General features: G+C 38.7%; 13 protein-coding genes and 1 riboswitch. Of the genes, 2 read left to right on the forward strand and 11 right to left on the reverse strand.

The window, feature by feature from the left end:
* Nucleotides 1-9 precede the first annotated feature (9 nt).
* From DRF59_RS04375 to DRF59_RS04425, 11 genes are all read right to left on the reverse strand, one after another.
* Nucleotides 10-786 (reverse strand): thiazole synthase, encoded by a 777-nt coding sequence (locus tag DRF59_RS04375; RefSeq protein ID WP_115957186.1) that lies wholly within the window; start codon nt 784-786, stop codon nt 10-12.
* Nucleotides 783-1,397, reverse strand: coding sequence for a thiamine phosphate synthase (locus DRF59_RS04380; RefSeq protein ID WP_115957188.1), 615 nt, complete (start codon nt 1,395-1,397; stop codon nt 783-785). Before DRF59_RS04380 ends, DRF59_RS04375 begins: the two co-directional genes overlap by 4 nt.
* A gap of 5 nt (nt 1,398-1,402) precedes the next feature.
* Nucleotides 1,403-2,140: a hydroxymethylpyrimidine/phosphomethylpyrimidine kinase gene (locus DRF59_RS04385; protein WP_115957190.1), complete on the reverse strand. Its 738-nt coding sequence runs from the start codon at nt 2,138-2,140 to the stop codon at nt 1,403-1,405.
* Complete coding sequence (locus tag DRF59_RS04390; RefSeq protein WP_115957192.1) at nt 2,116-2,703, reverse strand: thiamine phosphate synthase; 588 nt, start codon at nt 2,701-2,703, stop codon at nt 2,116-2,118. Before DRF59_RS04390 ends, DRF59_RS04385 begins: the two co-directional genes overlap by 25 nt.
* On the reverse strand, nt 2,700-4,511 hold the full coding sequence (thiC, locus tag DRF59_RS04395) for a phosphomethylpyrimidine synthase ThiC (RefSeq protein WP_115957194.1): 1,812 nt from the start codon (nt 4,509-4,511) through the stop codon (nt 2,700-2,702). The genes DRF59_RS04390 and thiC overlap by 4 nt, the downstream gene beginning before the upstream one ends.
* A gap of 24 nt (nt 4,512-4,535) precedes the next feature.
* The gene (gene thiS, locus DRF59_RS04400; RefSeq protein WP_115957196.1) at nt 4,536-4,742 is read right to left on the reverse strand and encodes a sulfur carrier protein ThiS; all 207 of its coding nucleotides are present in this window, start codon (nt 4,740-4,742) and stop codon (nt 4,536-4,538) included.
* A gap of 58 nt (nt 4,743-4,800) precedes the next feature.
* Nucleotides 4,801-4,897: riboswitch (TPP riboswitch) on the reverse strand.
* Nucleotides 4,898-4,991: 94 nt separating this feature from the next.
* Nucleotides 4,992-7,043: an Ig-like domain-containing protein gene (locus tag DRF59_RS04405; RefSeq protein ID WP_115957198.1), complete on the reverse strand. Its 2,052-nt coding sequence runs from the start codon at nt 7,041-7,043 to the stop codon at nt 4,992-4,994.
* Between the two features lie 175 nt (nt 7,044-7,218).
* Complete coding sequence (locus DRF59_RS04410) at nt 7,219-7,896, reverse strand: RluA family pseudouridine synthase (protein WP_115957200.1); 678 nt, start codon at nt 7,894-7,896, stop codon at nt 7,219-7,221.
* An 11-nt stretch (nt 7,897-7,907) separates the two neighbouring features.
* Nucleotides 7,908-8,225: a hypothetical protein gene (locus tag DRF59_RS04415; protein WP_105684126.1), complete on the reverse strand. Its 318-nt coding sequence runs from the start codon at nt 8,223-8,225 to the stop codon at nt 7,908-7,910.
* Between the two features lie 3 nt (nt 8,226-8,228).
* Nucleotides 8,229-9,044 carry a 3-methyl-2-oxobutanoate hydroxymethyltransferase gene (gene panB, locus DRF59_RS04420; RefSeq protein ID WP_115957202.1) on the reverse strand — a complete coding sequence of 272 codons (816 nt, stop codon included), beginning with the start codon at nt 9,042-9,044 and terminating at the stop codon, nt 8,229-8,231.
* A 64-nt stretch (nt 9,045-9,108) separates the two neighbouring features.
* Entirely contained in the window at nt 9,109-9,822 is a 714-nt protein-coding gene (locus tag DRF59_RS04425) for a Crp/Fnr family transcriptional regulator (RefSeq protein WP_050019785.1), read from the reverse strand.
* 89 nt (nt 9,823-9,911) lie between these two features.
* On the opposite strand from DRF59_RS04425, the gene DRF59_RS04430 reads away from it, so the two are divergent.
* A complete protein-coding gene (locus tag DRF59_RS04430; protein WP_115957635.1) occupies nt 9,912-12,290 on the forward strand; it encodes a heavy metal translocating P-type ATPase in 2,379 nt (792 codons plus the stop codon).
* Nucleotides 12,291-12,399: 109 nt separating this feature from the next.
* The gene (gene ccoS, locus DRF59_RS04435) at nt 12,400-12,627 is read left to right on the forward strand and encodes a cbb3-type cytochrome oxidase assembly protein CcoS (RefSeq protein WP_115957204.1); all 228 of its coding nucleotides are present in this window, start codon (nt 12,400-12,402) and stop codon (nt 12,625-12,627) included.
* Nucleotide 12,628: the final 1 nt, after the last annotated feature.

Genomic DNA, 12,628 nt, shown 5'->3' on the forward strand with positions numbered 1-12,628 from the left:
TATTCTGATTTATTCAAATAAAAATGAGGTAAGCGGACTTGAAGCTTCCGCATGGTTAGCAATGGCCCCCAGTCCTGATTCAAAAGCTCTTCTTCCGGCAATTACACCTTCTTTAAAAGCAACAGCCATATTCAACGGATTTCCGGCAACAGCAATAGCCGTATTCACCAAAACGGCATCTGCTCCCATTTCCATTGCTTTAGCAGCATCTGACGGCGCTCCGATTCCTGCATCTACCACTACGGGAACATTACTTTGACTGATGATTATTTCCAGAAAATCCTGTGTTCTTAATCCTTTATTTGTTCCTATCGGTGCTCCCAAAGGCATTACTACTGCCGTTCCGGCATTTTCAAGACGCTTACATAAAACCGGATCGGCATGGATATAAGGCATCACTATGAAGCCTAGTTTTGCAAGTTCTTCCGTAGCATACAAGGTTTCGATAGGATCTGGCAATAAATATTTTGGGTCAGGATGGATTTCCAGCTTTACCCAGTTGGTCTCCAAAGCTTCTCTTGCTAATTGTGCTGCTAATACAGCTTCTTTAGCAGTTCTGGCTCCGGAAGTATTGGGAAGAAGATGAACATTGGTCTCTTTTAATGAATCAAGCAGATCATCCTCACCGGCCTGAGCATCAATTCTTTTGAGCGCCAGGGTCACCATATTGGTTTCGGATGCGACTACAGATTGTATCATATCTCTCATGCTTCCGAACTTTCCTGTTCCTAAGAACAGTCTTGATTCAAAAGTTCTTCCTGTTATTTCTAATTTCTGATTATTCATATCATTACTTTTTTTAGTTCGTTAATAATGGCCGGCTGCCTGGTAATGAGCCCCGATACAGCAACACCATAAACTCCTATTTGCTGTAAGGGTAAAATATCTTCAGAAGCGACGCTCCCGATTGCAAATATTTTAGGGATTTCCATTGATTTATCTTTTAACCCTTCAACGATATTCCGGTATCCTTCAAATCCAAGAACAGGGCTTAGCTTTTCCTTGGTAGTGGTAAATCTCAATGGCCCCAAACCAATATAGTCACAAGTTTCATTGATTCTCCGGATAACATCTGAAAGGGTATTCGCTGTCCCCCCGATGATTTTGTTTTCGCCTAAGATCAGTCTTGCTTCTTCAATAGAGCTGTCATTCAAACCTAAGTGCACTCCGTCAGCATCTATTTCTTTAGCTATTTGTACATGATCATTGATAATACAAACTGAATGATATTCTGAGCAAAGTTGTTTTGAAATTTCACAAAGGTTTATCAATTCATTTTCAGGAGCATTTTTCCATCGAACCTGCACCCATTTGATCCCGTTATCCAGAGCTTTACGGATATGAAGTTCCTGTTCCTGTCGGGTATTTCCCTGTGATATGTATTGTAATTTTTCCATGTTTTCTATGAATGTGTTCCCAATAATGTAGAATTGCTTTTTAAAAATTTTTCGATGTATAATTTTCCATGTTTACAGGCGGCTTTCATATTTTCACCTTTAGCAAGTTCTGCTGTAATGGCTGATGATAAAACACAACCTGAACCATGCTTAGGAAAATATACCGTATTATTTTCAGCAGGAACTAAAAGAGTTTTTTTTCCGTTTTCAACTAAAATATCCGTTCCTAAATGATCTTCCCTATGCCCTCCTTTGATTAATAATGAACATTGATGGGTATCCGGCAAAAGATTATTTTCCTTTAAAACACTGTATTCATTATAATTGGGAGTTATTAAACTGAGCTTATTAATGGTATTTTTTAATTGAGAAAGGGTTTCAAGATCAAAAAAAGTGAATTCGGAGGTACTTTTCAGGACAGGATCCCAAACCATTTTAATTTCAGAATTATACTTTTGAACCGCTTCTACAATTTTACCTAGAAATTCTGCATCCCTCACAATTCCGATTTTCACTGCTGAAACGGGATAGTTCTCCATCAGCACCTGAATCGCACCGGTAACTTCTTCCACAGGACGCCAGTCCAGACTAAGACATTTTGAAGCAGTCTGTAATGTTAATGCGGTACATACTCCCAAGCCCATCACTTTGGATTGCTCAAAGGTTTTACTGTCTGATAGTAAACCAGCTCCACCAGTCGGGTCAAAACCCGCAATACTTATGACATAAGGGCGCTCCTGCATTTCCTGAATACTTTTAGTGGTTCTTTATTTTCCCAGACCCCTCCTAATAAGGCCACCCCATCAGCCTCTGACTCAAAGACTTCATGAATATTTTCTTCATTAATCCCTCCCAAGGCTATTAACTTTACATCCGGATTATTCTTATATTTTATTTCTTCTTTAATGGTGGAGCCCAGCCCATATCCTTTTTTGGATATACTTGGAAAGAACGGGCTTATAAAAGCATATTCCCATTCTTTATCCAAAGTATTGTATGTTCTGATATCATGTACTGAAGTTGAAATAATATTTTCCGGCACAAAGGGTTTGTATTTTCCTTGCTCACGGTCAGTTTCCCTGAAATGAAATCTTGAAATATGATATTCTTTCCCAAGGTCATAATGTGTATGAAGCACCAGCTGCGAACGAAAAGATTCGTCAATTTGGGTGATGAATTCAATCATTTCATTACGGCTGATCCACGGTTTGCGGATATGGAGCAGATCAAGACCTTCCTGAAACATCTGATTAATACTATCAGGTTCGTTCGGAACAATCAATTCAGGAGTGATAACCAGGATCATATATAAATTTCTTTCCCTTTTTCAATAAACTCCTGTGATTTATCCAGCATTCCTTTTTCTGCAGACTCACGAATTTCCTGAGTGATTTTCATTGAGCAGAACTTTGGCCCGCACATAGAACAGAAGTGTGCAATTTTAGCCCCTTCTGCCGGAAGTGTTTCATCATGATATGCCCTTGCCGTTTCAGGGTCTAATGAAAGATTGAACTGATCTTCCCATCTGAATTCAAACCTTGCTTTACTTAATGCGTTATCCCTGTACTGTGCCCCCGGATGTCCTTTTGCAAGATCTGCCGCATGAGCTGCCAGTTTATAAGTAATCACTCCCACTTTTACATCTTCTTTGTTCGGAAGCCCTAAGTGTTCCTTCGGTGTTACATAGCAGAGCATAGCACAGCCAAACCACCCGATCATTGCGGCCCCGATTCCGGAAGTTATGTGATCATATCCCGGCGCAATATCAGTAGTCAGGGGTCCCAGGGTATAAAATGGAGCTTCATGGCATTCCTCCAGCTGCTTATCCATATTTTCCTTGATCATATGCATCGGAACATGGCCCGGTCCTTCAATCATTACCTGTACGTTATGCTTCCAGGCAATTTTTGTCAATTCTCCCAAGGTTTCCAGTTCTGCAAATTGAGCTGCATCATTGGCATCAGCAATAGACCCCGGGCGAAGGCCGTCTCCCAATGAAAATGCAACATCATATTTCTTCATAATCTCACAGATCTCTTCAAAATGGGTATATAAGAAGTTTTCTTTATGATGGTAAAGACACCATTTTGCCATAATAGACCCTCCTCTGGAAACTATTCCTGTCACCCTGTTTGCTGTAAGGTGGATATATCGTAGTAAAACCCCTGCATGAATGGTAAAATAGGATACTCCCTGCTCTGCCTGTTCAATCAGGGTGTCTTTAAAAACTTCCCAGGTCAGATCTTCCGGCACACCTTTTACTTTTTCCAATGCCTGATAAATAGGAACTGTTCCAATCGGAACGGGACTGTTCCTGATAATCCATTCTCTTGTTTCATGAATATTTTTTCCGGTTGAAAGATCCATAATAGTATCTGCTCCCCACCGGCATGCCCACACCGCTTTCTCTACTTCTTCCTCAATACTGGATGAAACGGCACTGTTTCCTATATTGGCATTGATTTTTACCAGGAAATTTCTTCCGATGATCATCGGTTCACTTTCCGGGTGATTGATATTATTGGGAATAATGGCTCTTCCGGCAGCAATTTCATCCCTTACAAACTCAGGGGTAATCCTGCTTTTCGGAGTATTGGCTCCAAAACTGTGTCCGGCATGCTGAAAAGCCATTTCTTTTGATACGGAATCAAGCTGTTCTATCTTTTGGTTTTCTCTGATCGCCACATATTCCATTTCCGGGGTAATAATTCCCTGTTTTGCATAATAAAGCTGAGTAAGCTCTTTTCCATGCTTTGCTACTTTAGGTTTATGATCGTATGAAAACCTCAGTTCATCAAGACGTGAATCTGCTAAACGGGCTTTGCCGTACTCTGAAGTAATTCCATCCAGAATATCTACATCACCTCTGTTCAGAATCCATTGTTCTCTGATTCTTGGAAGTCCTTTCTGAATATCAATGACCGCATTTTCATCAGTATAAGGACCTGATGTATCATAAACAGTCACCGGAGCATTATCTTCTAAATCTCCGCTGCTAAGCCTGGTTGGGCTAAGCTGTATTTCACGCATTGCTACACTGACAGGATGTATTGTTCCTTCAACGTAAATTTTTTTTGAGTTCGGAAATGGCGAACATGTAATTGAATGAGCCATAGATATTGGTATTAAATATATAAGTTAACCGCCCTGAGTGGCAGTAATGATTAAAACTGAATCTTTATCTTTAAGGGAAGTTTCTGCCCAGGCAGACAGCGGGATAATGCGATTATTGAGCGCTATGGCAATTCCTTTTTTCTTTCCGGGCAATTCCATAGCAAGCAACACCTCCAGGTTCGGCGGAAGTATCTCAAATATTTTTCGGGTGTGGTTGATAATAAGTTCCATTCCTAATAAATTTAAATACACTTTAGGAATGGCTGTTATTGTACAATAGAATGCACAGCAAAAGTCATCTACTTTTCCCTACGCTGGTATGATCCAGATCAGGTTCAAAGGGTAAAGTCTCAGTCTGTTGTCAACAGACACCCCTAAAGTATGGGGCGAAGTTAGTTATTTTTTTTAGAAAAGTAAATACATAAACAAAAAAATCCGGAAGTACTTAAACCTCCGGACTTTTACTTTTGTTTTTACATTTTATTTTTTTATTGCTTTTACGTTCGTTATACTTCCGTCCTTCATGATCAGATTAAGAATATATAATCCGGATTTCAGGTCTCCAAGATCAATTTCACGGGATACATTATTAATTTTTTTAATCATTCTTCCTGAAATATCAACAATCTGAATAGAGCTAACTTTTTCAATATCAGTAATGGTAATGATATCCTTAAATGGATTAGGATATATTTTCATCTGATCTTTCATTTCTATTTCTGAGGTACTTAAGCAATTGCTGTCAAGCGTAGCAGTAACTATGCTTCTCGGGCTTTCACATATATTGCTTACCTTCCAGTCATAGAAGTAATAATACGAAGTTGAAGGCGAATTTCCTGAAAGATTTCCAGCGGTTATGGATAACAGTCCCGGAGCTGTAAACGGATAGCTGCCCCAGCCGGAACCTGATTCCCTGATTAATCCGGTAACATCCCCTGACCTTGTTACCATCATCAATTTATAATTGTTTCCTGGTACTACCGTAAAATTTAACGGTACATAAGTTTTAACATGTGGTGCCCCTGAACCTGTAAGGTTTACCGTAATTGTCTGTAAGGTTACTGCAGGAGAAACATTCCCGTCCTGTAAAGCGATTTCCACAGTTCCAGCTCCTGTTCCCATCGGATATACATATACTCCTTCAATAGTAAGAGGGGAATACACATCAAAGAGCAAACCGGCATCTAAGGTATATCCCGATGAAGATACAGCATTGGTAAATCCTGTCATAACCCTGCTTCCTGTAGAAGCTGTTACATAATAAGGAGTCGTATTTGTCAATGGAGGAGTCGTAAACGCCGGACCTGTTCCAACCACATTTCCCCCGGTAGCAGAATCATACCATGTAATGGTTGTTCCCGGATCTGATGTTGCCGATAACGTTGCCGTCTGTGCGGAACAAAAAGTGGCTCCATTGGTTGTAAGAATTGCCGGAGGCTGGCATTGGGTAATAATTTGTATAGGCTGCGGGGACCATATGCTTGTATTCCCTGCTCCACAATTGGATCTAACCCAAACATAATAAGCTGTATACGGAGCTAATGGCCCGATTGAAGCAGATGTTCCCGGAACATTAGGATTACTTGGGACTGTAGAGGAAGTTGGAGGAGTATTTGATGTACTATAATAGATATCATACCCCACAGGAGCTGAGGAAGAAGCAGTCCATGAAATAGTTGCGTCATTACTTGTTGCTGTTCCTGTCAAACCTGATGGAACATAGCATGTCGGAGGAGTCCAGGTATACGTTAATCCCGCAGCAGGCATTCCGGGTGTTGTATTATTGGTATTAAATGCCTGTGTACTGTTATTTGCTGTTCCGGAAGTTGAATTTATAAATTCCAGTGTGGTTGCATTAAGACGGGTATTAAAATCAACATTGGTAGCTCCTCTCAATCCGACCTGAGCAGTTCCTGAAACAGTGGATGACCCCACAAGATACCCTCCGCTGTTATATACCATTTCAATAATATCAGACGTTTCTTTTAACCGGATCTGAAATGAAAAAGTATAGGCAGTAGTTGTAGATGTACTGCTGTTAGGCCTGAAATTTTCCCATTGGATAACCACTTCTCTGTTTGGCGCCGTACCGGTTACTTCCCAGCTAATATCACCGGTAGAACCACCTATATCAAAAACACTGCTTAAATCTTTCCCAAAAACAGATATTGCCCCATCATAAGCAGCAGAACCCGAGATTGGTGTTGTAACAATTGTACCCGGAGCTATTGTCCCAAAAGTGATAAAGCCGTTTGTAGATACATTTAACGAGTTATAAGATGTTCCGTTAAAATTAAAATTGCATGGCAGTGACAGAGGATAGACATTGCTGTTGAGATTAGTTGCAGAGGTATTTCCTGTTGCAGCATCCAAAACTGTTCCTATAATTGGAGTGTAAGTTCCTGTAGACTGAGTAAATGCATAAGCACTAACTTGGGCATTCACACCTGGAGATACAGCAAGTAAAGCCGCTCCGAGGGTCAGTTTAAAATACTTTTTACTCCTTTCGTAAATTTTGTAAAAATGTTTCATAGCAAGTTTGTTTGTTTCACAACCAAGATATGAATTTTTACAAATAATTCAATTATAAATTATTTTAACAGCTTTATTTATAATAAAAACAAATAAAAAAGATCAAAATAACATAAAAAAGATCAAAAACGCCATAAATTACATATAAAAAAATCCTGCAAAATTTGCAGGATTCTTATTCTTCACAAGCTCGCCAGACCGCATCATTTTGCGGAACCGGAGCTGTAATTTCAATTTTTTCTTTGGTTACCGGATGGATAAATTCTAATTTTCTTGCATGCAGATTGATTCCACCGTCAGGATTAGAACGTGGTGAACCATATTTCAGATCACCTTTGATCGGAACGCCCGTTTTTGATAACTGTGCCCGAATCTGATGGTGTCTTCCCGTTTCCAGATCTATTTCCAAGAGCAGATAATTATCCAGAGCCTTAATAATATGATACGTTAAAATTGCTTCTTTCGCCCCTTCTGTTGCTTTAGGGAAAACAACAGCCTTATTATTCTTTTCATTTTTCTTTAAATAATGAATCAGTCTCTGGCTTTGCGGAATAAGTTCTTTTCCTACAACTGCCCAATATGTTTTTTTAATCTCACGGTTCTTTACCATCTGGGTAAGACGTGAAAGAGCTTTTGAAGTTTTAGCATAAATTACCAGCCCTGAAGTAGGCCGGTCTATACGGTGTACCAGGCCGAGAAAAACATTTCCCGGCTTATCATCCCTTATCTTTATAAAGTTCTTTATTGAGTCCAACAGTGATTCATCTCCTGTTTTGTCCCCCTGCACAAGTTGTCCGACCTTTTTATTGACCACCAAAAGATGATTATCTTCATATACAATCTGCTCCTTCATACTTTTTCGGTCTATCTTCTTCTATTGGATAACGACAAAATAATTCCTGCCAGAAGTCCCACTGTTTTAAGGGCTGAAAGTTTTGATCCTTCCGGAATGAATGCTCCGAGTACACAGATTGCCGCAGCAGCATACATAGCATATACAAAGTTTTTATTGGTAAGCAGTGGAGCCTGAATAAAGAAACTTGCTCCTATCAGCACATAAAAAACCTTTCTTGAAAGTAAGTGATTGATTTCCGGGGAGAATAAATTAAACCACCCTACAGCAAGACAGATCAATGCTGCAATAGATAATATTCCCTGGATAGATTGTTGTTGATTCTGCATTGATTAGTAGCTTTCATTTTCATTCGGAAACTCAACATTTTTCACATCTTTTACATATTGTGAAACAGCTCCTGTAATTTCAGTATAAAGATCCAGATATCTTCTTAAAAATTTCGGACTGAAACCTTTGTTCATTCCTACCATATCATGATACACCAGGACCTGCCCGTCACAGTCAGCTCCGGCTCCGATCCCAATAGTCGGAATAGAAATACTGTCTGTTACTTTCTTAGCCAATTCTGCCGGAATCTTTTCCAGTACTACAGAAAAACATCCTAATTCTTCCAAAAGCTGTGCATCAGCAATCAGTTTTTCTGCTTCCGCTTCTTCTTTAGCTCTTACTTTATAAGTTCCGAATTTATAGATAGACTGCGGTGTTAATCCCAGGTGTCCCATTACCGGAATTCCGGCATTAATTATTTTTTTTATTGACTTTGAAATTTCTTTTCCCCCTTCAATTTTCACTGCGTGGGCACCTCCTTCCTTCATCATCCTTACTGCAGACTCCAATGCTTTTTCAGGATTACTCTGATAAGTCCCGAAAGGCAGATCTGCAATGACCAGAGCTCTATCAGTTCCCCTTACCACACTTTGAGCATGATAGATCATCTGATCCAACGTAATAGGCAAAGTAGTTTCAAAACCCGCCATTACATTTGCCGCAGAGTCTCCAATCAAAATAGCATCTACACCGCCTGCATCCACCATTTTAGCCGTGGTATAGTCATAGGCAGTCAGCATGGTAATTTTCTCCTTGTCGAATTTCATTTTACGCAAGGTTTCAGTTGTAACTTTTTTAATTTCAGAGTGAACAGACATAATTGTATCTATTTTTTAAAAGTTAAAAAGTCGGCTTTTAGCCGACTTAAGTTTTTTGTATGATTTATAAAACTACGTGACCGAGTTTCATGAGTTTGTCGTGATTTAAGATCTTGATATTCCTTCCATCTACTTCAATCAGATTATCCTGCTTGAATTCAGAGATCAGACGGATGGCACTTTCAGTAGCTGTCCCTATAATGTTGGCTATTTCCTCTCTTGTTAATGAAATTTTAATAAATCCTTCCGGATCAACTCCTAATTTCTGTTCAAGAAGCAATAAAATTTCCGCTAATCTTTCTCTCACCGTTTTCTGGGCAAGGAATGTAATTGTATTTGAAGACTCTCCTAATTCATAGGAAATCTTTTGAAGCATTACAAAAGATAACTGCGGATCAACTTCTAAAAGATACATGAAGATATCTGCCGGCAAAAAAACGCATTCAATATCTGTCATTGCTTCTGCTTTTGCCTGGAAGTTTTCCCCGCAAAGCAAAGAACGATAGCCGATGATATCCCCTTCTTTGATAAATCTTAAAATCTGATCTTTTCCGAACGCTCCGGATTTTGACAATTTGGCAGCCCCTTTCTCAAGAACAAATACTCCTTTTGGAGTTTCTCCATCCTCGAAAATAGTATCGTGCTTCTGAAAACTCAGTTTCTTTTTGCCATTAATATATTTTTCAAAATCTGCGCTAGAAAGTCTTTCCTTAAATGATTTATCATTAAAAACTCTGGCGAACCTCTCTTCAATTGCTATCTGTTGTTCCTGCGGCATTTTATATGATATTTATCACAAAAATAGAACTTTTTAACTCGATAAACAAAAAAAATTGTTATAATTTTGTAGTTCAATATTTTATGGTGGTGAGCGAGAACTGTTTTCATTGTGGTCAAGGTATAGAAAAAGAGAGAATTCTGTTTGATGAAAAGACTTTCTGCTGCAACGGCTGTAAGTCTGTTTATGAGATCCTGAATACTAACAATTTAAGTAATTTTTACGAACTTAATAAAGGGGCAGGAATCCGTCCCGGTGATGAAAGCTCCACACAATTCGATTATTTAGATACTCCGGAAATTTTTGAAAAAGTTACAGATTTTTCTGAAGGCAACACCAGTCTCGTTACATTTAAAATTCCCGTAATCCACTGTTCTTCATGTATATGGCTATTGGAAAGTCTCCATACCTTAAATCCATATATTAAATACTCGCAGGTTAATTTCACCAGAAAGACCCTGCAGATCTCATTTAACCATAACGATTTAAAATTAAGCGAATTAGCTAATTTCTTAACCAATCTTGGATACAAACCTGTCATCAGTCTTGAAACAGCAGAAAAGAATGTAGACCATCTTGACAAATCGCTCCTTGTAAAGTTTGCTATTGCAGGCTTTGCTTTCGGTAACGGGATGTTTTTAGCCTTCCCTGAATACGTTGGAGGAGAAGATTACTGGATGGAGCATTACAAAGGACTTTTCAGGATATTAATGTTCTTACTGGCATGCCCGGTTGTATTTTACTCTGCGTCCGACTATTATAAATCCGCATGGTATGGTTTAAAAAACAAAATCGTTAACATTGACGTGCCTATTGTACTGGGAATATTTGTCCTTTTCGGAAGAAGTATTTATGAAGTGGCAACCGATTACGGTCCCGGATATTTTGATACGCTCTGCGGACTTCTTTTCTTTATGCTTATGGGTAAAATTTTCCAGAAAAGAACCTACAGCGCTCTTTCATATGACAGGGACTACAAATCATTTTACCCGATTGCTGTAACGAAAGTTGACTTTGAAGGAAAACAGGAAAACATATTACTTTCAGAAATAAAGGTAGGCGACAGAATTTTAGTAAGAAATCAGGAAATCATCCCTGTAGATGCCATTCTTATCAATGGAGAAGGAAACATCGACAACAGCTTTATTACCGGTGAAAGTGAAAGCATCAGCAAACAACCGGGTGATAAGATTTTTGCCGGAGGTAAACAGATAGGGTCATCTCTTGAGCTGGAAGTCATAAAAGATGTAGACCAAAGCTACCTTACCCAGCTCTGGAACAAAGAAGCATTTAAAAAGCACGAAACCGGCCTTGACACCCTGACAAACAGCATTAGCAAATATTTCACATTCATTATTTTAGGCATTGCCCTTATTTCCGGAATTTACTGGTCATTTGTAGATCTTGAAAAAATGTTTCAGGTAATATCCGCTATTCTGATCATCGCCTGCCCATGTGCTCTCGCGTTGTCTGCACCGTTTACTTTTGGCCACATTATGAGAATTTTAGGCCGAAACAAATTCTATGTAAAGGACACTTTAACAATTGAAAAAATAGCCAGGCTTGACACGATCGTTTTTGACAAAACAGGAACCATCACCCACCGGAAAAAATCAAACATCAAATATAGCGGTTCCGAAATTTCAGAATTTGACCTACTGAATATCAAAACTTTGCTTAAAAATTCCAATCACCCTCTTTCAAAATCACTTTATGAATTTATTGAAGTGAATGATGATTATTTCCCGGTTGAAGCCTTCAGGGAAATATCCGGGAAAGGATATGAAGCCAATGTAAGAGGAAATCTTTACAAAATTGGCTCGGCTAGATATAATAATCAGGAACCTAAAAATCTTGAAACGGCTGTTTATATCAGTAAAAACGGCCAGTTTTTAGGCAAATTCATCTTCAAGAACGAATACCGTCCTAAACTTAAAGAACTGTTTGGAAAATTAACCCATTACAAGATATTTATCCTGAGCGGGGACAACTCTTCAGAAGAAAGCCAGCTCAAGGAGTTGATTCCTGATTATAAAGGAATGGCTTTTAATCAAAGCCCTGAAGATAAGCTGAATTACATTAAAAATCTTCAGGATCAGCACATGAAAGTAGCCATGCTCGGAGATGGACTGAATGATGCAGGAGCATTGAAACAAAGTAATGTAGGGATTGCTATTGCTGATGACACCAACAGTTTCACACCGTCTTCTGATGTTATTATGAATGGTGAAAAGGTGGTATCTCTTGATAATTACCTTAACGTTTGCAAAGGATCGATTACTATTGTGAAAATGACATTCATAATCAGTTTTCTATACAATATAGTTGGCCTAAGTTACGCAGTCACAGGACATATGCATCCGCTTTTTGCCGCTATCATCATGCCGGTAAGTTCTATAACCGTAGTTACTTTTACAACTCTTTCGACCTGGATTTTAGGTCGGAAATATTTTAAAAAACGCGCTTAAACGCCCTTATTTAGACTGATTTTAAATTAGCTGAAATCGGCATTTCGTGATGAATGTCATTATTTTTCACTAAATTTGAACCCCGAAAATAGGTTAATTTTGTTGTCCAATGGATATTCTATATTTAATGATCGTCTGCAGTGTTTCTTTGGCTGCGATTTTCCTGGTCGTATTTATAGTGTATGCCAAAAAAGGACAGTTTGAAGATGATGAATCTCCGGCTGTCAGAATCCTTTTCGATGATGAAAAAGTCAAGGAAAAAGATGAAACTGGCGACAAACATAAAGACGAAAAAGAAATAGGAGAAAATAATAAAATTGAGAAAAATAGTGAATAGT

Origin of the sequence: Chryseobacterium flavum (genome assembly GCF_003385595.1) — a bacterium.
GTDB classification, from domain to species: Bacteria; Bacteroidota; Bacteroidia; order Flavobacteriales; family Weeksellaceae; genus Chryseobacterium; species Chryseobacterium flavum.